Source organism: Ruegeria sp. B32 (genome assembly GCF_025141855.1).
GTDB classification, from domain to species: Bacteria; Pseudomonadota; Alphaproteobacteria; order Rhodobacterales; family Rhodobacteraceae; genus Ruegeria; species Ruegeria arenilitoris.
The window spans coordinates 71,011-93,437 of sequence record NZ_CP081106.1; the positions used below are offsets into that span (position 1 = coordinate 71,011).

Annotated in this window: 24 protein-coding genes; 16 read left to right on the top strand and 8 right to left on the bottom strand. The window is 64.5% G+C overall.

All coding sequences use genetic code 11. The features are described 5' to 3' along the window. Positions 1–4: 4 nt before the first annotated feature. Positions 5–3,406, top strand: a complete 3,402-nt coding sequence (locus tag K3752_RS00375; RefSeq protein WP_260064023.1) for an efflux RND transporter permease subunit — start codon at positions 5–7, stop codon at positions 3,404–3,406. On the opposite strand, the gene K3752_RS00380 is transcribed toward K3752_RS00375, so the two are convergent. Next, positions 3,373–3,804 (bottom strand): NUDIX hydrolase, encoded by a 432-nt coding sequence (locus tag K3752_RS00380; protein ID WP_170342285.1) that lies wholly within the window; start codon positions 3,802–3,804, stop codon positions 3,373–3,375. The genes K3752_RS00375 and K3752_RS00380 overlap by 34 nt on opposite strands. Before the next feature lie 4 nt (positions 3,805–3,808). Further along, positions 3,809–4,621 carry a protein-disulfide reductase DsbD domain-containing protein gene (locus tag K3752_RS00385; RefSeq protein ID WP_170342284.1) on the bottom strand — a complete coding sequence of 271 codons (813 nt, stop codon included), beginning with the start codon at positions 4,619–4,621 and terminating at the stop codon, positions 3,809–3,811. A gap of 142 nt (positions 4,622–4,763) precedes the next feature. On the opposite strand from K3752_RS00385, the gene K3752_RS00390 reads away from it, so the two are divergent. Then, entirely contained in the window at positions 4,764–5,318 is a 555-nt protein-coding gene (locus K3752_RS00390) for a YqgE/AlgH family protein (RefSeq protein ID WP_093963536.1), read from the top strand. Here the strand turns inward: K3752_RS00390 and K3752_RS00395 are convergent, their stop codons facing one another. Then, entirely contained in the window at positions 5,319–6,269 is a 951-nt protein-coding gene (locus K3752_RS00395) for an L-threonylcarbamoyladenylate synthase (RefSeq protein WP_260064026.1), read from the bottom strand. A gap of 135 nt (positions 6,270–6,404) precedes the next feature. Here K3752_RS00395 and K3752_RS00400 point away from each other — a divergent pair, with 135 nt between their 5' ends. The 7 genes from K3752_RS00400 to K3752_RS00430 all read left to right on the top strand — a co-directional run bounded on the left by K3752_RS00400 (position 6,405) and on the right by K3752_RS00430 (position 12,936). Next, positions 6,405–8,108, top strand: a complete 1,704-nt coding sequence (locus K3752_RS00400) for an acyl-CoA dehydrogenase (protein ID WP_260064028.1) — start codon at positions 6,405–6,407, stop codon at positions 8,106–8,108. Next, entirely contained in the window at positions 8,108–9,154 is a 1,047-nt protein-coding gene (locus K3752_RS00405; protein ID WP_260064033.1) for an MBL fold metallo-hydrolase, read from the top strand. Before K3752_RS00400 ends, K3752_RS00405 begins: the two co-directional genes overlap by 1 nt. Before the next feature lie 4 nt (positions 9,155–9,158). Continuing rightward, the gene (locus K3752_RS00410; protein ID WP_260064034.1) at positions 9,159–9,611 is read left to right on the top strand and encodes a DUF6173 family protein; all 453 of its coding nucleotides are present in this window, start codon (positions 9,159–9,161) and stop codon (positions 9,609–9,611) included. A 64-nt stretch (positions 9,612–9,675) separates the two neighbouring features. Beyond that, positions 9,676–11,514: a glycerophosphodiester phosphodiesterase gene (locus K3752_RS00415; RefSeq protein ID WP_260064035.1), complete on the top strand. Its 1,839-nt coding sequence runs from the start codon at positions 9,676–9,678 to the stop codon at positions 11,512–11,514. After that, positions 11,501–12,061, top strand: coding sequence for a hypothetical protein (locus K3752_RS00420; RefSeq protein WP_260064036.1), 561 nt, complete (start codon positions 11,501–11,503; stop codon positions 12,059–12,061). Before K3752_RS00415 ends, K3752_RS00420 begins: the two co-directional genes overlap by 14 nt. Positions 12,062–12,152: 91 nt before the next feature. Then, on the top strand, positions 12,153–12,287 hold the full coding sequence (locus K3752_RS00425; RefSeq protein ID WP_093963530.1) for an aa3-type cytochrome c oxidase subunit IV: 135 nt from the start codon (positions 12,153–12,155) through the stop codon (positions 12,285–12,287). Between the two features lie 16 nt (positions 12,288–12,303). Beyond that, the gene (locus K3752_RS00430) at positions 12,304–12,936 is read left to right on the top strand and encodes a hypothetical protein (RefSeq protein ID WP_093963529.1); all 633 of its coding nucleotides are present in this window, start codon (positions 12,304–12,306) and stop codon (positions 12,934–12,936) included. On the opposite strand, the gene K3752_RS00435 is transcribed toward K3752_RS00430, so the two are convergent. Both K3752_RS00435 and K3752_RS00440 read right to left on the bottom strand, forming a co-directional pair. Further along, on the bottom strand, positions 12,925–13,257 hold the full coding sequence (locus K3752_RS00435; RefSeq protein WP_260064038.1) for an AzlD domain-containing protein: 333 nt from the start codon (positions 13,255–13,257) through the stop codon (positions 12,925–12,927). The genes K3752_RS00430 and K3752_RS00435 overlap by 12 nt on opposite strands. Continuing rightward, the gene (locus K3752_RS00440) at positions 13,254–13,970 is read right to left on the bottom strand and encodes an AzlC family ABC transporter permease (protein ID WP_260064039.1); all 717 of its coding nucleotides are present in this window, start codon (positions 13,968–13,970) and stop codon (positions 13,254–13,256) included. Before K3752_RS00440 ends, K3752_RS00435 begins: the two co-directional genes overlap by 4 nt. Here K3752_RS00440 and K3752_RS00445 point away from each other — a divergent pair. The 5 genes from K3752_RS00445 to K3752_RS00465 are packed head-to-tail and all read left to right on the top strand — an operon-like array spanning position 13,969 to position 17,938. Further along, positions 13,969–14,913, top strand: coding sequence for a formate dehydrogenase accessory sulfurtransferase FdhD (locus K3752_RS00445; protein ID WP_260064040.1), 945 nt, complete (start codon positions 13,969–13,971; stop codon positions 14,911–14,913). The two genes, K3752_RS00440 and K3752_RS00445, sit on opposite strands and share 2 nt — an antisense overlap. Beyond that, complete coding sequence (gene mobA, locus K3752_RS00450) at positions 14,903–15,559, top strand: molybdenum cofactor guanylyltransferase MobA (RefSeq protein WP_260064042.1); 657 nt, start codon at positions 14,903–14,905, stop codon at positions 15,557–15,559. Before K3752_RS00445 ends, mobA begins: the two co-directional genes overlap by 11 nt. Beyond that, the gene (gene mobB / locus K3752_RS00455) at positions 15,556–16,065 is read left to right on the top strand and encodes a molybdopterin-guanine dinucleotide biosynthesis protein B (protein ID WP_260064043.1); all 510 of its coding nucleotides are present in this window, start codon (positions 15,556–15,558) and stop codon (positions 16,063–16,065) included. The genes mobA and mobB overlap by 4 nt, the downstream gene beginning before the upstream one ends. Before the next feature lie 20 nt (positions 16,066–16,085). Beyond that, positions 16,086–17,345, top strand: a complete 1,260-nt coding sequence (gene glp, locus K3752_RS00460) for a gephyrin-like molybdotransferase Glp (protein WP_260064045.1) — start codon at positions 16,086–16,088, stop codon at positions 17,343–17,345. Further along, entirely contained in the window at positions 17,342–17,938 is a 597-nt protein-coding gene (locus tag K3752_RS00465; protein WP_260064047.1) for a GNAT family N-acetyltransferase, read from the top strand. Before glp ends, K3752_RS00465 begins: the two co-directional genes overlap by 4 nt. Here K3752_RS00465 and K3752_RS00470 read toward each other — a convergent pair. The 3 genes from K3752_RS00470 to K3752_RS00480 all read right to left on the bottom strand — a co-directional run bounded on the left by K3752_RS00470 (position 17,935) and on the right by K3752_RS00480 (position 20,029). Beyond that, on the bottom strand, positions 17,935–18,927 hold the full coding sequence (locus K3752_RS00470; protein WP_260064049.1) for a hypothetical protein: 993 nt from the start codon (positions 18,925–18,927) through the stop codon (positions 17,935–17,937). The genes K3752_RS00465 and K3752_RS00470 overlap by 4 nt on opposite strands. 12 nt (positions 18,928–18,939) lie before the next feature. Next, positions 18,940–19,410: a transcription elongation factor GreA gene (gene greA / locus K3752_RS00475; RefSeq protein WP_005978981.1), complete on the bottom strand. Its 471-nt coding sequence runs from the start codon at positions 19,408–19,410 to the stop codon at positions 18,940–18,942. 238 nt (positions 19,411–19,648) lie between these two features. Beyond that, complete coding sequence (locus K3752_RS00480) at positions 19,649–20,029, bottom strand: VOC family protein (RefSeq protein WP_170365441.1); 381 nt, start codon at positions 20,027–20,029, stop codon at positions 19,649–19,651. Between the two features lie 89 nt (positions 20,030–20,118). Here K3752_RS00480 and soxR point away from each other — a divergent pair, with 89 nt between their 5' ends. Together soxR and K3752_RS00490 are read left to right on the top strand one after the other, a co-directional pair. Continuing rightward, positions 20,119–20,574, top strand: a complete 456-nt coding sequence (gene soxR / locus K3752_RS00485) for a redox-sensitive transcriptional activator SoxR (RefSeq protein WP_170452212.1) — start codon at positions 20,119–20,121, stop codon at positions 20,572–20,574. A gap of 136 nt (positions 20,575–20,710) precedes the next feature. Then, positions 20,711–22,357: an electron transfer flavoprotein-ubiquinone oxidoreductase gene (locus tag K3752_RS00490; protein ID WP_260064051.1), complete on the top strand. Its 1,647-nt coding sequence runs from the start codon at positions 20,711–20,713 to the stop codon at positions 22,355–22,357. The last annotated feature ends 70 nt before the right edge of the window (positions 22,358–22,427 follow it).

Here is a 22,427-nt window from a genome sequence, read left to right on the forward strand (position 1 = left end):
CGCCATGATGCGCGAGATCCCGGGCGCGGCCAGCGGCATCCTCAGCTATTTCACGCGTCACCGGACCATTGCCAACCTTCTGCTGGTGGTCATGCTGGTCCTCGGCGCGGCTTCGGCGCCGAACATGCGGGCGCAGTTCTTTCCGGACGTGATCCTGGAACGGGTCAATGTCAACGTCGAATGGGATGGTGCGGGGCCCGAGGATGTGGACAACGGGATTGTCCAGATCCTTGAACCTGCATTGCTGGCGGTCGAAGGCGTTGCCAGCACCGAGTCGACCTCTCGCGAAGGATCGGCCCGCATTGCGCTGGAATTTGAACCCAACTGGGACATGAGCCGCGCCGTCGAAGAAGTGCGCACCGCGGTCGACAGCGTGACCAACCTGCCTGAGGACGCCGAAGAACCATCCATCCGGCGGGCCGCGTGGCGAGACCGGGTGACGGATGTTGTCCTCACCGGCCCGATCGAGACCGGGCAGCTGGCCAAATTCACGGATGAGTTGATCAATCGGCTGTTCGCTGCCGGTGTCACGCGGACCACGATCCGCGGCCTTGCCGCCCCACGCATCGTGGTCGAAGTTCCCACCGCGCAGTTGATCGCCAACGACATCACCCTGTCCGAGATCGCCTCGGCGGTCGCGGCCGAGGTCACGGCCAATCCGGCCGGGGACGTGACCGGCGCAAACGCCCGGATCCGCACCGGTGTCGAAAAGCGCACCCCGGAGGAGATCGAGCGCATCGCTTTGCGCACCTATCCGGACGGGTCCAAGCTGGTGGTCGGCGATGTCGCGCAGATCCGGGTCGAGGGCGTTACCCGCAATCGCAGCTATTTTGTGGGGGAAAATCCGGCCATGTCCGTCCGGGTGGACCGGTCGAACCTGGGGGACGCGATCGACATTCAGCACACGGTCGAGGATGTGGTTGCCGAGATGCAGGCGAGCCTGCCGGATGGTATCTCGGTCGAGCTGATCCGTACCCGGGCGCAGGCCATCACCGACCGGTTGGACATTCTGATCGACAACGGGCTGGTCGGGCTGGGCTTGGTGGTGTGCCTGCTGTTCCTATTCTTGAATGCACGCATCGCCTTTTGGGTCGCAGCCGGTATTCCGGTGGCCATGTCGGCGGCCATCGCCTTCATGTATATCGGCGGGCTGTCGATCAACATGGTCTCGTTGTTCGGCCTTATAATCACGCTGGGTATCGTGGTGGATGATGCGATCGTGGTGGGGGAACACGCCGATTTCCGGGCCCGCCGTCTGGGCGAGCCACCGGTCGTTGCCGCCGAGCGCGCCGCCCGGCGCATGGCGATGCCGGTTTTTGCGGCCACGGTCACGACCGTGATCGCCTTTTTCGGTCTGACCGCCATTGGCGGACGGTTCGGAGAGCTGATCCGGGACATTCCCTTTACGGTGATCGCTGTACTGATCGCCTCGTTGATCGAGTGTTTTCTGATCCTGCCGAACCACATGGCGCATGCCATCGCACATTCGGCCAAGGAACACTGGTATGACTGGCCCAACCGGGTTGTGAACAGGGGTTTTCGCTGGGTGCGCGACACTCTTTTCCGACCTTTGGTGGCGTGGGCAATCTGGGCGCGATACGTGGTCGTGGCCCTGATGATCGCCATTCTGGCCAGCCAGATAGCGCTGTTCATCAAGGGCGACGTCAATTGGCGGTTTTTCAACGCGCCCGAGCGGGGCTCGGTCACCGGCAATTTCATCATGGCCGAAGGCGCTACCCGCGCCGACACGATCGAAATGATGCACATTCTGCAGCGCGCCACGGAAGAGCTGGGTCAGATCTACGAAGAACGCCACGGTCGCAACCCGATCGACTATGTTCTAGCCGAGATCGGGGGGAGCGCCGGTTATGGTCTGTCCGCCGCCGATGGCAAGGACGGCGATTTGCTGGGCGGTATCTCGATCGAGCTGATCGATGCCGACCTGCGGCCTTATTCCAGCTTTGAATTCGTGGGCGAGCTGCAGGAATTCGTGCCGCGCCATCCCAAGGTCGAATTGCTGACGTTCCGCGGCTGGCGCTCGGGTCCGGGTGGTGATGCCATCGACGTGCAGCTTTTCGGCGCGGACGTGAACACACTGAAATCCGCGTCCGAGGCCCTGCAGGCGGAACTGTCGAAATACCCCGAGGTTTCAGCGCTGGAAGACAATCTGGCCTATGACAAGGAAGAGTACATTCTGGATCTGACGGCACAGGGCGAGGCGCTGGGCTTCCGCATCGAGACATTGGGCCGGGTTCTGCGTCACCGGCTGAACGGGATCGAGGCGGCGACATTCCCCGACGGTCCTCGCAGCGCCGAGATCCGGGTCGAACTGCCCGAAAGCGAGCTGACCGCCGATTTCCTCGAACACACGCTGATGCGTTCACCGGACGGGGTCTATGTCCCGCTGGCTGACATCGTCTCGGTCAAGCGCGAGTCGGGGTTCTCGACGGTGCGCCGGGAAAATGGCCTGCGGGTGATCGCAGTGAACGGGGACATTTCCGAGGATGACCCGGCCCAGGCGGCGGAAATCACCCGCGCCATGCGCGAGGAAATCCTGCCTGATATCGCCGCCGAGTATCAGGTCGAGTGGCGCATGGCCGGTCTGAGCGAACAGGAGGACGAGTTCCTGACCGAGGCGCGTACCGGTCTGATCCTGTGTCTGACCGGAATCTACCTTGTTCTGGCGTGGATCTTCGCCAGTTGGACAAGGCCGCTGGTGGTGATGGCGATCATTCCCTTTGGTCTGGTCGGCACCATCTGGGGGCATTACATCTGGGGCGTTCCCCTTAGCATGTTCACGGTCGTCGGCTTGTTGGGCATGACCGGGATCATCATCAATGACTCGATCGTTTTGATAACGACCATCGATGGCTATCAGCAGGATCGCGGGCTGGTGCCTTCGATTATAGAAGGCACTGCTGACCGGTTGCGGCCGGTGATGCTGACCACGCTGACGACGGTGATGGGGCTGGCCCCGTTGCTGTACGAAGGGTCGCAGCAGGCGCAATTCCTTAAACCCACGGTGATCACGCTGGTCTACGGGCTCGGGTTCGGCATGGTGCTGGTGCTGCTCCTGGTCCCCGCGTTGCTGGCGATCCTGAGTGATATTTCTCGCCCGATGACGGCGATGCGCCGCGCCTTGCGGGCGCCAGACAAGGTGGTTCGGGTCGCGGCCGCGGGGACGGGCGGGGCGATGATGCTCTGGCTGCTGGTCACCATGGTCTGGCCGGTTCTGGCCGGCGCGCCGCTGGGTGTGCTGTCCGGGCTGTACGGCGGCGAGGACGGTCTGGCGTTGCTGAGAATGGGGCTGGGAGCGTTCGCGGCCGGTGCGGTTGCCATTCTGGCCGTCAGCCTGATCGTGTCCGCGGCGCTTTATGTCAGGCTTTCATCCCGGGCCAGTGCCTGAGACAGAAGGTCGGGCACCCGGGCGCTCATCGCAAGGTCGCGGTCCAGCACCTGCCGGATTGGGAACCAACGCGCGTCCTGCGCATCGTCCGCTGCGATCGGAGTGCCGGATCCGAAGCGGCAGGACACGCCGACCAGCAAATAGTGGGCGGTGATCTGTCCGGCCGAATCCCGGACCAGCAGATCAAGGTTGCCCAGATATGCCTGCGGGGTTGCTTCGATACCGGTTTCCTCCATCAACTCGCGCGCGGCGGCCTGCAAGACGGTTTCGCCCCACTCCACATGGCCGCCCGGAAATCCCCAGAGACCGGCATCGGGGGCCTTGCTGCGTTGCACCAGCAGGACATGGCCCTGATCTACGACAACCGCCAGTGCGCCGATCCGGGGAACCCGCTGCATCCGGTCAGCCCGCGCTGCAGCCCAGAATGTCGACCGCGTGTTTGGTCCCCAGAACCGTGATCCGCACGGCGGACCGGTCCAGCGCAAAGGGCTGACCGTCGGGGCTGATCACCTCGGACGTAGCGGTCAGCCTGTTGCCTTGCCGCTTGGTTTCAGTCTGCGACGCCCACAGGCCCGGGTTCCCCGGCTCGATCACCGCAAGTTCGGCACCACCGGCCGAGGGCATGTCGATCTGGACCTGAACCTGCAAACCGTCCGCGGTCGGGCTCAGGCGACAGGCCGCGCCAGTAACGCCAGCCTCGCGTGCAGAGAAGGGCCGTTGCGCCAGCGCAGCCGCAATCGCTGGATTCCTTGCCGCGCCCGCATCCAGTTCGTGGTCGAATTTCAACGATGCGGGAATGCAGACATCCTTGCACACCCCCAAGTCGACTTCGCCCCGCAACCGGACCGGTTTGGATGCGTCCTTGGGCGTAATCCGAACCGGCAGCACCAGCTGGGTTTCGTAGCCGATGGACTTCAGACCGTTCTGGTCAAAGACATGCGGGGTGGGCCAGGTGATCGCAACCGCGCCGACATTGCCGGACCGGCGCCAGTCGAATTCCGGCGGTATGCCGGCGTCACCAGGGGCCCGCCAATAGGTCTTCCATCCGGGTTCCAGATCCAGCCGGATCGCGGTGAGATAGGTGCCATCCTCGGATTGGCCGCCATCGATCACGTCCAGCCTGACGATCGAGTCGATCGATTGCCCCTGCGCAGGTGCGGACAGGGCCAGGCAAGCCGAAACAACGGTCAGAACGGGTTTGAACAGCGATCTCATGATCCATACATGCGACTTGCGGGCAGGTTTGCCAAGTCACGTTCTGGTCACCGGCAGAAATCGCGGGATTTCCGGCGTGATCCCTTGCCAATCCGGGTTCCGCAAGGTCATTGTAAGGGAATAAGCCTCACGAGTTTTTTTGATGGATCTGACTGGAAAACTGTTGATTGCGATGCCCGGCATGGGCGATCCGCGCTTTGATCATTCAGTGGTGTACCTGTGTAGCCACGGCGATGACGGCGCGATGGGTCTGATCGTGAACAAACCGTCGGATTTGCGAATCAAGACGCTGCTTGAACAGTTGAACATCGCGTGCCGCATCCCGGTTGTCGGAGAACGCCTCGTGCATTTTGGTGGGCCGGTCGAATTGTCCCGGGGGTTTGTGCTGCACAGCGCGGACTACGATGCAAATCTGCATTCGCTGCACGTGGCCGGCGATTTTAGCATGACGGCGACGCTGGACGTGCTCGAAGATATCGCCTCTGGCAAGGGGCCGCTGAACTCGATGCTGATGCTGGGCTATTCGGGATGGGGGCCGGGACAGCTGGAAGATGAGATCGCGGCCAATGGCTGGTTGACGACCGATGCCACATCGAAACTGGTCTTTGACGTTGCCGACGACGAAAAGTGGGAGGCCGCCTTGGCCACGCTGGGTGTCGATCCGCTGACGCTGTCGGCCAGCGCCGGTCGGGCCTGATCAGGAATTGCGTGGCGCCGCTGCCCGGCGCAGGCGGTCGTTGATGGCCGCCCCGACGCCCTCGGAAGGGATCGGGCTGACGGCAATTGGCCGCCCCGTACCGTCCAGTTCGTGCAGATACGCAAACAGGTTTGCCGCCGCCTCGATCAGGTCACCCCTGGCAGATAGGTTGCGGTCGCAATCGACACTGCCAAATCCCAGCAGCAGCTCGTCCCCGCGCCGCTCGGTGGCGTTCAGCCGCACCGATGCATCCGGAGCATAATGTGACAGCAACTGCCCCGGAGCGGTCAGCAGATCTCCGGGCTTGTGGCGGGTCAGGCGCGTACCCAGAACCGTTTCGATCTGTTCCAGTGCCACACCGCCGGGCCGCAGCAAAGCGGGGGTGCCGGCCAAGCCCACGATGGTCGATTCCAACCCGACCGAACAGGGTCCGTCATCCAGTACGGCGGCGATCCGACCGTCCAGACCGGCGCGCACATGCGCCGCAGTGGTCGGGCTGATCCGACCGGAGGGGTTTGCCGATGGGGCAGCGACGGGTCCGTCAACTGCGCTCAGCAGTGCGCGCGCGGTTGGGTGGGCGGGCACCCGCACGGCCAGCGTCTCCAGCCCCGCCGTCACCAGCGAGGACACGCCATGCCCTGCGCGCAGCGGCAGCACCAGCGTCAGCGGACCGGGCCAGAACGCAGCCGCCAGTCGTTCGGCATGGTCCGACCACTCGACATAGCGTTTGGCGGCCTCGACCGAGGCGACATGCGCGATAAGCGGGTTGAAACTGGGTCGCCCCTTGGCGGCGTAGATCGCGGCGACCGCCTCGCCGTTGCGGGCGTCGCCGCCCAGCCCGTAGACGGTCTCGGTCGGGAAGGCGACCAGCAGTCCCTGACGCAGCAGGTCGGCCGCGGCTGCAATCCCGGCGGGATCAGCATCCAGATATTGCGTGCTGTTGGGGATCATGGGTGGTGACGCGGCGTTTTGGTTGCTTGCAACAGGGGGACGGATAGGTAATCGAACAAGCTTAGATGAATACCGGCGCGGGCCATGGATTCCAAGCCCGCCATTGCGACCGACACACGATTTCCGGGGGAAACCATGCCATATCGCGCTCCTGTCACTGATTACGAGTTCCTCATGGACAAGGTGGTGGGGTTCAAGGACGTCGCCGCAACCGAGAAATTCGCCGAGGCCACCCCGGACGTGGTCAGCGCCATTCTGTCCGAGGCCGGCAAGATGTGCGAAGAGGTGATGGCCCCCCTGCAGCGCCCCGGCGATCTGCACCCCGCGCGGCTGGAGAACGGGATTTTGCGGACCTCTCCCGGCTATGCCGATGGCTGGAAAGCGATCGCCGAGGGCGGCTGGATCGGCATGAGCGGCGACCCGGAATATGGAGGCATGGGCCTGCCTATGACCGTGACCACCGCCGTGAACGAGATGATGAGCGCCGCCTGCCTGTCGCTGCAGCTGGCCCCGTTGATGAGCCAGGGTCAGATCGAGGCGCTGGAACACCACGCCAGCGAAGAGCTCAAGGCGCTGTACCTGCCCAAACTGATGTCGGGCGAATGGTCGGGCACGATGAACCTGACCGAACCGCAGGCCGGGTCTGACGTCGGCGCGCTGACGTCCAAGGCCGAACCCAACGGCGATGGCACCTATGCGATCACCGGGCAGAAGATCTACATCTCGTGGGGCGACAATGATTTCTGCGAGAATGTCTGCCACCTGGTTCTGGCCCGTCTGCCCGATGGCGCGCCGGGGACCAAGGGGATTTCCCTGTTCCTGGTGCCCAAGTTCATCCCCGATGAAAACGGTAATCCGGGCGTGGCGAATGACCTGAAGGTGGTGTCGTTGGAACACAAGATGGGCTTGCATGGCTCGCCCACCTGCGTGATGCAGTATGACGGCGCCAAGGGCTGGCTGGTTGGCCAGGAACACAAAGGTATGGCCGCCATGTTCACCATGATGAACAACGCGCGCCTCGGCGTCGGCGGGCAGGGCGTGGGCGCGGCCGAGGGCGCCTATCAGCACGCGCTGGCCTATGCTCTGGAGCGCAAGCAGGGCAAGACGCCCTCGGGCACGATCATCGATCATGCCGATGTGCGCCGGATGCTGATGGACATGCGGGCCGACCTGTTCGCCGCCCGTGCGATCATGCTGGCCAATGCCGCGGCCATCGACATGGCCAAGGCCACCGGCAACGCCGACTGGGCCGCGCGGGCGGCCCTGCTGACCCCGATCTGCAAGGCTTTCGGCACCCAGACCGGCATGCGCGTGGCCGAAACCGGCCTGCAGGTGCATGGCGGCATGGGATATATCGAGGAAACCGGCGCCGCGCAGTATTACCGCGATGTCCGCGTGACCGCGATCTACGAGGGGACCAACGGCATTCAGGCAATGGACCTTGTCGGCCGCAAGATGATGGATGGGGGCGAAGCCGCCGCCCGCCTGCTGGACGAGATCGAAGATCACGCCGAGCGCGCCCGCGCCACCGTGCCCGAGCTGGCCGGCCCGGTATGGGAGGCGACCGAAACCCTGCGCGAGGCGACCGAGTGGCTGGCGGCGCAAGAGGACATGAACAACCGCTTTGCCGGGGCCGTGGCCTATCTGAACGCCTTCGCCCGCGTGCTGGGCGCGCATTACCACCTGATCGCCGCTTTGGCCGATCCGGATGGTCCGCGCGCCAAGCTGGCGCGGTACTTCATCACCGCGCGCCTGCCGGAATACGCGGGCCTGCTGGATCAAGCACAGATCGGGGCCAAAGACCTGTTCGCGCTCAGCGCCGACGAACTGGCAGCGTGATGGACGGCGCGCGGCCTCCGGCGTTTCGCCATCCCTGGCCCGAGCCGCCCGCGCCCGGACAGGCCACCGAGATCGCCGAGGGCGTGCTGTGGATGCGCCTGCCGCTGCCGATGGCGCTGGACCACGTCAACGTCTACGCGCTGGATGACGGAGATGGCTGGACGGTGATCGACACCGGAATTTCATCGAAAAAGACGCGCGGCCTGTGGTCCGACCTAATGGCCGGGCCGCTTGCGGGCAAGCCGGTGACCCGGGTGGTGGTTTCGCATCACCACCCCGACCACGTCGGCAATGCCGGGTGGTTCCAGTCGGAGCACGGCGCCGATCTGGTCTCGAGCCGCACCGCATGGTTGTTTGCGCGAATGCTGACGCTGGACGTGCAGGAGAGCTGGCCGGAAGAGACGCTGGAATTCTACCGCAGCGCCGGCATGGCCCCCGAGATCCTGGCCAAGCGCATGTCCGAGCGGCCCTTCAATTTTGCCGACACGGTCTATCCGATGCCTCTGGGCTTTGTCCGCATCAAGCAAGGCGACGTGATCCGTATGGGCGGGCGGGACTGGGACGTGCATATGGGCAATGGCCATGCCCCCGAACACGCCACGTTCTGGAGCCGCGACGACAACCTGGTGATCTCGGGCGACCAGATCCTCAGTTCGATCAGCCCGAACCTGGGCGTCTATGCCACCGAGCCGATGGCTGACCCGGTGTCCGACTGGCTGGAGGCCTGCGAGCGCCTGCAACAGCTGGCACGGCCCGATCAGGTGGTGTTGCCCGGGCACAAACTGCCCTTCATCGGCCTGCCGATCCGCATGAAGCAACTGATCGAGAACCACCACGGCGCTCTTGCACGCCTGCTGGACGATCTGGACGCGCCCAAGGCGGCGTCGGACTGTTTCGTGACCCTGTTCAAACGCCCCATCCGCGACGGCGAATACGGGCTTGCGCTGGTCGAGGCGGTTGCGCATCTGAACCATCTTTATCACACTGGAGCCGTGACCCGGGCGCGCCGTGAAGACGGCGCATGGGTGTATCAGCGCAAAGGTTGAGACGATGCAGGACAAGATCGAAACCTCGGCCGAGGCCGCCGAAGCGGCGGCTCTGCCCCGGTGCTATGAGGTTCATGCTGACCCGGACAGCTCGTCGGGCACCAAGGATCTGCCCGAACCCCTGCGCCAGCCGGTCGACAGCAAAAGCCCCGCCCAATGGGCGTATGAACGGCTGATCCTGTACATCCAGAACTTTGAAAAAACGCTCGATGCCGATCACGAGGTCGCCATGGGCTTTACCGGTGGTGACGCCGGGGTGATGCGGATCGAAGGGATGGGATATTTCGACCCCGATGTGATCACCTTCTACGGCTCGGACGGTTCGGGCGCGCGCACCCAGCTGGTGCAGCATGTCAGCCAGCTGAACGTCATGTTGCGCGCGCTGCCCAAAACGGTTGAGGACAAGCCCGCCAACCGCATCGGCTTCCGCCTCGCGGCCAAGCTTGAGGAAAGCTGAGCGTCACGCTTGCAATTCACATCTGCGCGGCCTTGAATGAATTCAGCATTCAAAGGGGGCCGGCGTGTCACATTTCTCAACCGTAACAGATGCCTATCGCGGGGCCTGGGCCCGGCGCTGGACCTTTGTTCCCATCTATCTCGCGGTGCGTCTGCTGCTGATCGCGCTGATCGCACCCGGCGTGGCCTTCACCGTGAACCTGGCGGTGATGCTGTCCGACCAAACCGCGCTGACCGATCAGGACATCGCCATGTTCATCCTGTCGCCGGTTGGTTTCGTGGCGGCGGTGGTCATTCTGGGCCTGTTCCTGTTGGCCGAGGTGTTCGTCTTTTCGGTCATGGCCGGATCGCTCAGGATGGGCGAAAGCGACCCGTGGCGGGCCGGCGGATCGGCCTTGCGGTTGATCCTGTCGCGCCTGCCGACGCTGTTTTCCTTCGCGGTGCGCTTCATCCTGCGGGTGCTTGTTCTGGCGGTGCCCTTCGTGGCGGTCGCGGGCCTGATCGCGTGGTGGACGCTGACCGAATACGACATCAACTATTACTTGACCTTCCATCCGCCCGCCTTCCAGGTGGCCGTCGCGCTGATCGGGCTGGTGGTGCTGGCTTTGGCCTGGGTGCTGATCCGCCGCCTGTCGGCCTGGGCGCTCGCCCTGCATCTGGTGCTGTTCGAGGGGATTGCGCCCTCGGACGCCTTTGCCGAAAGCGCCCGCCGAATGGAGGGCAAACGCGGCCGGTTGAAGATCGAATTGGCGCTGTGGCTGGCCGTACGTCTGGCGATTGCTGCGCTGATTGCCGCCGTGGCCAGCCTGTTGTTCCACCTTGTACCTCTCGAACAGGGCACGAACCTGCGGTTGGCCCTGACGCTCAGCCTGCTGGTGGCCGGGCTGTGGTCTCTGGCCGGATTGGTGCTGGCGGCTGTGGCGCTGGGCGCGCTGGCGGTTCTGCTGGATGCGTTTTTTGAACCTCGGGCGGCAGAGCTGCCTCACCCCGAAGCCGGAAATCTGCGCGCCCCGGTTCTGGTGACCGTTGCCGCGGCCGTTGTGGCCTTGTTGGCCGGGATCTGGTTCAGCCAGGACGTCCTGGACCAGATATCGGCACCCGATCATGCCGACGTGATCGGCCACCGGGGCGCGGCGGCGCTGCGGCCGGAAAACACGATGGCTGCGGTGCTGAAGGCCATTGAAGACGGGGCCGACTGGGTCGAGATCGACGTTCAGGAAAGCGCCGACGGCGAGGTGATCGTGGCCCATGACAGCGACTTCATGAAGCTAGGCGGGGTCAATATGAAAGTCTGGGATGCCACGATGGAGGATGTGGCGCAGATCGATATCGGCAGCTGGTTCGACCCCGAATATGCCGATCAGCGTACCCCGACCCTGCGTGAGGTTCTCGAGGCAGCGAAGGGCAAATCCAAGGTCATCATCGAACTGAAATACTATGGCCATGATGTCGACCTTGAAAACCGCGTGGCCGCCATCGTCGAAGAATTCGGGATGGAGCAGGACATCGCCACGATGTCGCTCAAATACCCGGCGGTGCAGAAGATGAAAGCGTTGCGCCCGGACTGGCGCGCCGGCGTTCTGGCTGCCACGGCGGTGGGCGATCTGACCGGGCTGGAGGGCGATTTCGTCGCGGTGAATGCCGGGATGGTCACGCCCGGGTTGATCCGCTCGGTCCATGATGCAGGCAAGGATATCTATGTCTGGACGGTGAATGACCCGCTGCAGATGTCGTCGATGGCCTCGATGGGTGTCGACGGTCTGATCACCGACCGCCCCGCCATGGCGCGTGAAGTGCTGCGTGTCCGCGCCGAAATGGAACCGGGCGAGCGCTTGCTGCTGTGGCTGGCCACGACCTTCGGCCTGTCGGTCGATACCGAGGCGATGCGCGATGAAAGCCCCTAGCTTCGGTCTTTTGCTCGCCTGCCTTGCCGGGTCGGCTTCGGCGCAGGATCTGATGCGCGGCGTCGAGATGCCCGCGCATCGGGCTTTGATCGCGCAATCGGTTGGGCAACCATTGAGCACGTTTGAAACCGATGGCTGCTCGGGGGGCATGTCGTCCAGCTGGCGGCTGGTGGCAGAAACCTTTCCCAGATTTCGCGCGGTTTATGAAAGCCACCCGCCGTGGGAGTCCTGCTGCGTGACTCATGATCGCGCGTATCACACCGCCGGGGGCGCCACGTCCGCCGGCGCCAGTTTCGACGCCCGGCTGGAGGCTGACCGCGCCCTGCGCGCCTGCGTCAAGGAATTCGGAGCCCAGCATGCGCAGGACTATGCCACGCAATACGACATGACGCCCGAGCAGGTGACGTCGGCCATGTCGATCACCGCCGAGGCGATGTTCATGGCCGTCCGATTCGGAGGTGGCCCTTGCACCGGCCTGCCGTGGCGGTGGGGCTTCGGGTATCCCGGCTGCTCGGTTTTTGCCACCGATGAGGCTGCGGGCGACTGAACTCGGGCACCTGCGCGCGATTGACGTCGTGACAGGCCGGAAAATATGATTTATCCAAACCGGCAAACACGCGAATTGGGAATCTTTCGAAATGGCTGAACACAAACACGGCGAGATGGACATCACCGTCCAGACCAAAACCTTCAACGGGTTCATCAAATTCACCACCTACAGCGTCGTGGTGATCTGCTTCATTGCCCTATTTCTTGCGATCTTCGGGGCATAAGCCGGACTGACGGGTCATGTTTCGCATCTTGATTGCCTGCCTGCTGGCAGTGACCGTCGCAGGCTGTGCCACGTCGCAGCGCCCTCAGGCCGACCAGTCCGAGATCGTTGCGCGATCCTACCGTGACCCGGGGCCCTCAACGCTGACCCTGTACACGATGATCAACACGCGTACGGGGTCTGGCGCGCATACCTCGCTGATGATCAGCGCCAGCGAGCGGGTAATTTTCGACCCCGCCGGGTCGTTCCGCGCCGACGTGGTGCCGATCAAGGATGACGTGCTGTATGGCATCACCCCCGCGGTCGAGCGTGCCTATCGCAGCTCGCACGCACGCGAAACGCATTATGCGCGCATCCAGACCATCCAGGTGACACCCCAACAGGCTGAGATCGCCTATCAGCTGGCCAAGCAGTCCGGACCGGTTCCGGGCGCCTACTGCGCCAACTCGACTGCTCGGCTGCTGCAGCAGGTTCCCGGGTTCGAGCAGATCCAGACCACCTTCTACCCGGTCAAGTTGTCCGATCAGTTCGGGCAGATTCCGGGGGTCGTCACGACCGAATATCGTGAAAACGACAGCGCCGATCTGCAGGCGGGGCTGGCGGCCAACAACGCCGCGCTCAACCAGCTGGAAGCGGCTTCAACCAACTAGGTACAGCAGACCATACAGCGTGCCGGCCCCGGCAAAGATGGCGGCCAGCACGTTCTTGGTGATCAACCCGACGCTCAGGGCAACCACGGCCGAGGCCATGCGCGGCAGGTCCGGCTGGCCCTCGGTGGCCGAGGGCCACATGACCAGAGGGGCAATCAGGGCCGGCAGGATGGCCACCGCCGTATAGCGTAGATGCCGCAGCAACCATGGCGGCAACGGACGGTCTCCGACAAAGCCGATGAACACGAAGCGCAGGGCATAGCTGCCGATCGCCAGCCCGACGATGATCGTCCAGACCGTTGTCTGATCGGGGGTGGTCATAACGCTACCTTTCTGCGTTCCAGCATCACTTCGGCCTGCGCACCGGCCATCATGCCCGCGCAGCCCGCGATCAGCAGGCCAAGATTGTAGGGGATTGCCACGCATAGCAGCGACACGACGATGGCGACCAGAGCCGCGACCACATGGGCCGGAGTGCGCATCATCGGGCCGATCATGGCCAGAAAGGTGATCGGCAGCGCGAAATCCAGTGCCCAGCTATCCGGGATCTGCGTTCCCAGGTAGGCACCAATAAAGGTTGCCAGTACCCACATGGGCACCAGCGGCGAAACCGACCCCATGAAATAGGTCATGCGCTGCGGAACCGACATGTCCGGTTCCTTTTCGAACTGGACGATCGAGCAGGCATAGGATTGGTCGACCGTAAGATAGGCGGCAAAGACCCGTTGCCACAGGGGCGCCGCGCCCAGATAAGGCGTCAAAGACGCTGAATACATGGCCATCCGCAGGTTCACGGCCAGTGCCGAAACCAGAATGATGGCCGTGGGTGTGCCGTCCTGCAGCAGCTGCAGCGATGCAAACTGCGCGGCGCCGGCAAATACGGCTGCGGTGAACACCATGGTCTGCAGAATGCTCAGGCCCGCCTCGGTCGCGAAGACGCCGAACAGGGTGCCGAAGGGCACCGCCACGAAGATGAACGGGGTCCCGTCGCGAAAACCCTGCCAATAGTATGACTTGGATGTGGAGGTTGCCATGGCTAGATCCTATGGTGGTCTGCGCAGCAGTAGCGGGTCAGCGAGAGGGTTGCAATTGGCCACCGAAACCGATCTGTCGGAATACATCATCGCCCCCGATCCCGGCGCGGCGCGGTTGACCCGCGTGGTCGAGGGGGTGGACCAGAACGGCGAGGTCAGCCGCATCTCGGTTGTCGAGGAGCGCCCGCTGACGATCTTCCTCAATTCGCAAGAGATCGTGACGGCCATGACTATCGGCGATTACCCGGAATATCTGGCGCTGGGCTTTTTGCGCAACCAGGGCATGTTGCGCCCCGATGACGAGATCACGCGGGTCGATTACGATGACGATCTGGAAACCGTCGTGGTGCGCACGACCCGCGAAACCTCGTACGAGGACAAGCTGAAGAAAAAGACCCGCACCAGCGGCTGCGCGGTGGGCACGGTGTTCGGCGACATGATGGAGGGGCTGGAGGGCGTGCGCCTGCCGCAGGTTCAGGTGCGCACCTCGTGGCTGTATGATGTGGCGGCCAAGATCAACCGCACGCCATCGCTGTACCTGCAGGCCGGGGCGATCCATGGCACGGTTCTGTGCCGCGAGAGTCGCCCGCTGGTCTATATGGAGGACGTGGGCCGCCACAACGCGGTGGACAAGATCGCCGGCTGGATGCTGTCCGAAGGCGAGGCGGCCGGGGACAAGATCCTGTACACCACCGGGCGGCTGACCTCGGAGATGGTGATCAAGACGGCGATGATGGGCATCCCGGTTCTGGCCTCGCGGTCGGGTTTTACCGCGTGGGGCGTCGAAATCGCGCGTGAGGTCGGCCTGACCCTGATCGGCCGGATGCGCGGCCAGCGCTTTGTGTGCCTGTCGGGCGAGGACCGGCTGCTGCGCGACGCGGACCCGGCCACCGTGCCGGTCGAGGACAAGAAGCATCGAAGGAAAAGCGCCGATGGGAGGTGAAACATCACGCCCCCTCGGCGTCATACTGGCCGGAGGTCTGGCCACGCGGATGGGCGGCGGCGACAAGGGGTTGCTGCAACTGGGCGGGCAAAGCCTGTTGGCGCACGTGATCGACCGGTTGGCGCCGCAGGTGGCCGGGCTGGCGCTGAACGCCAATGGCGATCCGGCGCGCTTTGCCGATCTTGGCCTGCCGGTCCTGCCGGACAGCATCGCGGGTTACGCCGGGCCGTTGGCGGGCGTTCTGGCCGGGTTGGATTGGGCGGCGGGGCAGGGCGCTGATTGCATCGTCACCGCTGCCGCCGACACGCCGTTCTTTCCGCGCGATCTGGTCGAGCGGCTGACGCGGGCGGCGCAGGGGCAGGCTCATCCGCTGGCTCTGGCCACCACGCCGCGCACCGGTGACGAGGCGCTGAAATCGGGCGGTGGCCGCCGGGTGAACCGGCACCCGACCTTCGGCCTGTGGCCCGTCGCTCTGCGCGACGATCTGCGCGCGGCCCTGACGGACGGGTTGCGCAAGGTGGTCCTGTGGACCGACCGCCATGACGGGCGCGAGGCGCTGTTTCCGGCCGACCCGTTCGATCCGTTCTTCAACGTCAACACGCCCGAAGATCTGATCCGGGCGCAGCACCTGTTGGAGCGGGCATGAGGGTCTACGGCGTCACCGGCTGGAAGAATGCGGGCAAGACCGGGTTGGTCGAGCGGCTGGTGGCCGAGATCACCGGGCGCGGGTTCAGTGTCTCGACCGTCAAACACGCTCACCACGCGGTTGACGTCGACCAGCCGGGCACAGACAGCCACCGCCACCGAACCGCCGGGGCGTCCGAGGTTCTGCTGGCATCCAGCCGCCGCATCGCCTTGATGCAAGAGCTGCGCGGCGCGCCTGAGCCGCCGTTGGACGACCTTCTGGCGCGCCTGTCCCCGGTCGATCTGGTGTTGGTCGAGGGGTACAAGCGCGCGCGCCACCCCAAGGTCGAGGCCTTTCGCGCCCAACCCGGAAACCCGCTGATCGCCGCCGACGATCCGACGATCCGCGCGGTGGCCAGTGACACACCGCTGGATCTGGACCGTCCGGTCTTCGATCTGAACGACACGCCTGCCATTGCCGATTTCATCCTGGCCGAGGTCGGCCTAGGGCGGCAGCCCAGCCCCTGACCATGCCCGAGGACCGGACCATGCCGAAGATTGCGCCTCCACCGCTGAAAAACGACTGTTTCGCCCTGCCGCCGGGGGTCGAATGGACCCCGGTCGATGACGCGCTGGCCCTGTTGCGCGACCGGTTGCACCCGGTGGCCGGTGTCGAGACCCTGCCCGTTGGTCAAGCCTGCGGGCGCGTTCTGGCGCAGGAGGTGATCGCGCAACGGTCGAATCCGCCGCTGCCCAACACGGCGGTGGACGGGTACGGCTTTGCCGGTGGTCGGCCCGAGGGCCCGCATGTCCTGCCGCTGGCCGAGGGGCGCGCGGCGGCGGGCGTGCCGTTTGCGGGGGCCGTGCCGGAGGGGCAGGCGCTGCGCGTTCTGACTGGCGCGCCGCTGCCCGAGGGGATGGATACCGTCATTCTGGAAGAGGACGTGACCGTGCAGGACGGCCACATCGCCTTCAACGGCCCTTTGAAGGCCGGCGCCAACACGCGCAAGGCGGGCGAAGACGTGCAGGCCGGAGCCTTGGCTTTGCCTGCCGGGCGACGCCTGACACCTGCCGATCTGGCGCTGCTGTCGGCGGTGGGCGTGGCCGAGGTCCCGGTACGCGCCCCCTTGCGCGTGGGGGTTCTGTCCACCGGCGATGAATTGCGTGATCCGGGTCAGGCCGCCGGGCCGGGTCAGATCTATGATGCGAACCGCCCGATGCTGCTGTCGATGCTGCAACGGATGGGCTTTGTGCCGGTCGATCTGGGCCGCGTGGGCGACGACCGGGCCGCGCTGCGGGACCGGCTGGACAAGGCCGCGCAACAAACCGACGCGATCCTGACCAGCGGCGGCGCTTCGGCGGGGGACGAGGATCATGTCTCGGCCCTGCTTCGCGCGACGGGGGCCTTGCAGGAATGGCGCATCGCGCTGAAGCCGGGCCGCCCGCTGGCGCTGGGCCTGTGGCAGGGCACGCCTGTGTTTGGCCTGCCGGGCAATCCGGTGGCGGCGATGGTCTGCACTCTGATCTTTGCCCGGCCCGCGCTGGGCCTGATGGCGGGCGAGGGGTGGCAGCAGCCGCAGGGCTTTGGCCTGCCCGCCGGGTTCGCCAAGCGCAAGAAACCGGGCCGCCGCGAATACCTGCGCGCCCGGGTCCGCGACGGTCGGGTCGAGGTGTTCCACTCGGAAGGGTCGGGTCGCATCAGTGGGCTCAGCTGGGCCGAAGGGCTGGTCGAACTGCCGGACGGCCCGCTGGACATCCAGCCGGGAGACCCGGTTCGCTTCATACCCTATGGCAGTTTCGGCCTGTGACGGTTTCGGTCTCGCGCGGGTTTTCCCCCGATGAGCGCGCGCGGGCAGCAGAGCTGTTCTGGCAGGCGTTCTCGGGCAAACTATCGCGCGTGATGGGTCCGGACGCGCGCGGGCTGGCCTTTTTCGAACGGGTGCTGAACCCAGAATTCGCCCTGGTGGCTCGGGATGCGGATGGGCGGATGCTGGGGCTGGCCGGGTACAAGACCCGCGACGGTGGGCTGACCCAGGGCGGGCTGGCGGATCTGGCCCGGGTCTATGGCTGGTTCGGTGCCCTATGGCGGGGCCTGATCCTGAGCGTTCTGGAGCGCGACCTGAAGCCGGGCGTGTTCCAGATGGATGGCATATGCGTGGCAGCCGAGGCGCGCGGGCAGGGTGTCGGGACCCTGTTGCTGCGGGCGATCAAGGACGAAGCGCAGAGGCTGGGCATGCACGAGGTGCACCTGGACGTGATCGACACCAACCCGCGCGCGCGTATCCTGTACGAGCGTGAAGGGTTTCAGGTGATCGGGCAGGATTATACCGGCCCGTTCAAGCATCTGTTCGGATTCAGTTCGGCTACGAAAATGCGGTGGGTCGTGCTCGACGGTGGCTAGTCGAAGGTCCCGGCCACCCGGCCCAGCAGCATGAAGGCGCGCGCCGTGCGCGTGTCGCCCAAAGCGGTCAGGTCGGCGTCGCTGGCCTGAGGTTCGAATTCGACGATCATGGTGTCGAACCGGCGCAGGAAGTGATGCACCGCATCGCGAAAGATCGGGTCCTGTTTCATCCGCGCCGAGGTCAGCGCCAGACACGACCGGTCGCGGATGCCGCCCAAAGCAGCGACCGCACGCCCGCGTTCGCCCTTGGCGAACTGGCGCCAGACCTCGGGGCGGGCCATGTCCGGGCGCAGGTCGTCCATGTAGATGCCTTCCTGGCTGAGCAGGGTCAGCACGTCCTCGGCGGCCTGTACCAGTTGCGCGGTCTTGCGGTCTTTCATGGCGCGGCGCAGGGCGTTGAAGCCTTCGGTATCCTCGGCGGTTTCGGGAAAGTTCAGCGCGCGGATGAAAATGTCGGTGGGCAGAGGAGTCGGTATCTCCTCGGCCGGAGTGCCCAGTTCCAACGAGGTCTGGCCCGAGGGTGCCGCAGGTCTTGCCAGCGGCGCAAGATCCCGCCGCTTGCTGGAGAACGTGGCCAGCGTGCTTTGGGTGTGCCGGGTGGCCGTGGCGATTTCATCCAGTTTCCGGGCCACCGCGGGTTCGTAGGTGCTGGCCGAGCGCTGTTGCTGCGATACATAGGCTTGGCGGATCGCGTCGATTGCGGTCTGCAGCCGGGCGCTCTCTTCGCGCATGATGCGGCTGGCGCGCATGGCCAACGCCGCGACCCAGATCATCGCCACCGGCATGAAAACCGCAAGCAGCATCACGATGAAACCGCCGGCCTGCGTCTGCTCGGGCAGCACCAGAAAGACCACGGCCACCACCAGCCAGATCAGGCTGAGGGCCGCGGCCGCAATCTCGATCCCGGTGACGCTGGGTCGGCCCGGACGGTCATAGATGCCCAGCCAGGTGGGGCGTTTGCTGTCCGGATCAGGGTCTTGGCCCGACATGGCGCGCTCCGATCAGGCGTAGTGGATGCTCAGCACTTCGTACGAGCGCACGCCGCCGGGGGTGCGCACCTCGACGCTGTCGCCTTCTTCCTTGCCGATCAGGGCGCGGGCGATGGGCGATTTGATGTTCAGCAGGCCCTTTTCGATATTGGCCTCATGCTCGCCCACGATCTGCCAGGTCTTTTCCTCGTCGGTGTCCTCATCGACCAGGGTGACCTTGGCGCCGAACTTGATCGCGCCCGACAGTTTGGTCGGGTCGATCACTTCGGCCAGCGACAGAACGCCTTCCAGTTCCTTGATGCGGCCTTCGATGAAGCCCTGCTTTTCGCGGGCCGAGTGGTATTCGGCGTTTTCCTTCAGGTCGCCCAATTCGCGCGCCGAGGCGATGGCCTCGATTATGGCGGGGCGTTCAACGGACTTGAGTTGCTTGAGCTCTGCCTCGAGCGCGGCAAAGCCCGCGGGCGTCATGGGGATCTTTTCCATATCTTCTTTTTTCCACGCACAAATTGAGTCGCCCCGCCGCATGAGACCAGCGTCGGGGCGAAAGATGGGTTGGCAATTACCTGACCCAAATATGGCGTGAAATGCAAGAGGCCAAGGGGTTTGGCCCCTGCAATCCGCAACTTAACGCCGTCGGTGCGGTGGGGGTTTCCGATTGTGCCGATGCCCCAGCAGATCACCGCGTTTCCAGCGATGCGCCTCGGCGCCGAACCAGAGCATCTCAATCATATTGAACGACCTCGAATTCGATGCCGTTGTCATCGTCGAAATAGAACCGGCGGCCGGGTTCATAGTCGGCGTGGTTGTGCGGCTCGAACCCGGCGGCGCGGACCTTGGCTTCGGTCGCGTCGATGTCCTCGACCAGCACGCCCACATGGTTCAGCCCGCCGACGATGTCATAGCTGCTTTGGCCCGACGGTTTCGGGTCGGCCGGGGCATAAAGCGCCAGATAGGTATGCGCGCTGCCCACATGTACGGTATAGCCCCCCGCGATGGCCGGGCCTTCCCAGCGGGTCTTCCATCCGAATACGTCCTGCATCCAAGCGGCAGTTGCCTGCGGGTTGCGGACGGTGAAGTTCGTGTGTTCCAGCGTCGCCATCATGGGGTCTCCTTCTCATGTTCAGGCTTGTTTCGACTCACCGTAATTCCTAAACCTAACTTTAGCTCAAGAGATTATTTCAGGAGGAGATCATGCCCGTATCCGAAGGCCTTTCGATCGGCGCGTTGGCGCGCCGCACGGGGTTGGCGGTATCCGCCATCCGCTATTACGAGGCGCAGGGGCTGATTTCCCCCTGGCGCAATCCGGGCGGTCAGCGGCGGTATCAGCGCGCCGACATCCGTCGGCTGAGTTTCGTGATGATCGCCCAGCAGTTCGGTCTGACCCTGCCCGAAATCCGCGAGGTTCTGGCCCGTCTGCCCGACAACCGCACCCCCACGCCGGCGGATTGGACAAAGATCAGCCTAAGCCTGCGCGCGCATCTGGACCAGCGAATCGATACTCTGCTGCGTCTGCGCGACAATCTGGACGGCTGCATCGGCTGTGGCTGTCTGAGCCTGCCGAAATGCGCGCTCTACAACCCCGACGACCGGGCCAAGGCGCATGGTAGCGGTCCCAGGTACCTGATGGGTGACGCGCCCGAGGGCTGATCTGCCGCATTGCAGCAATGTTACGCCGTGTTTTGATTGACCAAGGTCTTTTCCAGCAGGTAATCAGCCGGGAAACAAAATTTCGCCGAGCCCGCGCCCCAGGCGCCAATTCGGATAGTTAGCGGAGGAGCCCACGATGGCCGAAATTGAACGCGAAGCGATGGAATACGACGTGGTGATCGTGGGCGCAGGCCCGGCGGGCCTGTCGGCGGCCATTCGTCTGAAACAGCTGGACGCCGACCTGAACGTGGTCGTGCTGGAGAAGGGCTCGGAAGTGGGCGCGCATATCCTGTCGGGCGCGGTGCTGGACCCGTGCGGTCTGGATGCGCTGATCCCCGACTGGAAGGAAAAGGGCGCGCCGCTGAACGTGCCGGTGCGCGAAGACAACTTCTATATGCTGGGCGAGGCCGGCAAGCTGCGCATCCCAAACTGGCCGATGCCGCCGCTGATGAACAACCACGGCAACTACATCGTCTCGATGGGCAATGTCTGCCGCTGGATGGCCGAACAGGCCGAGGAACTGGGCGTCGAGATCTTCCCCGGCATGGCCTGTTCCGAACTGGTCTATGGCGACAATGGCGAGGTCAAGGGTGTCGTGGCAGGTGTCTTCGGGCTGGAACCCGACGGGTCCTATGGCCCCAACACCGAGCCGGGCATGGAACTGCACGGCAAATACGTCTTCCTGTCGGAAGGGGTGCGCGGGTCGTTGTCCAAGGAAGTGATCGCGAAATACGACCTGTCCGCCGGGAAAGAGCCGCAGAAATACGGCATCGGCATGAAGGAAATCTGGGAGATCGACCCCGCCAAGCACAAGGAAGGCAGCGTCACCCACACGATGGGCTGGCCACTGGGCGGCAATGCCGGGGGCGGGTCGTTCATCTATCACCTGGAAAACAACCAGGTCTATGTCGGCTTCGTGGTTCACCTGAACTACAAGAACCCGCACCTGTTTCCTTACATGGAATTCCAGCGGTTCAAGCACCACCCGGTGGTGGCCGACCTGCTGAAAGGCGGCAAGCGCGTGGCCTATGGCGCCCGCGCGATCACCGAGGGCGGATATCAGTCGATGCCGAAGCTGGTGGCGCCGGGTGTCGCGCTGCTGGGCTGTTCGGCGGGCATGGTCAACGTGCCGCGCATCAAGGGCAACCACAACGCGATGCTGTCGGGCAAGGCAGCGGCCGAGGCCGCGTTCGAGGCCCTCAAGGCCGACCGGTCTGGCGACGAGCTGTACGCCTATGAAGACGAGGTGCGCAACGGTACGATCGGCCGCGACCTCAAGAAGGTTCGCAACGTCAAGCCGCTGTGGTCGAAATACGGCCTGACCGCTTCGCTGGTGCTGGGTGGCATGGACATGTGGACCAACACGCTGGGCTTCTCGCTGCTGGGGACGCTGGGCCATGGCAAGAACGACGCCGAGGCGACCGAGGATGCCAGCAAGCACCCCCCCATCGACTATCCGAAGCCCGATGGCACGCTGTCTTTCGATCGTCTGACCAACGTGGCGTTTTCGTTCACCAACCACGAAGAAAGCCAACCCTGTCACCTGAAGCTGACCGACCCCGAGATTCCGGTGAAGGTCAACCTGCCCAAGTTTGACGAACCGGCGCAGCGGTATTGCCCGGCGGGCGTGTACGAAGTGGTGAGGGACGAGGCCGAGCCGCGATTCGTGATCAACTTCCAGAACTGCGTCCACTGCAAGACCTGTGACATCAAGGATCCCAGCCAGAACATCACGTGGACCACGCCGCAGGGTGGGGACGGACCGAACTACCCCAACATGTAGGCAAAAACCCGGGCAATGGCGGGGCCGTGAACGCTCGGCCATTGCCTCTGGCGGGCCAAGGCCCTAGCTT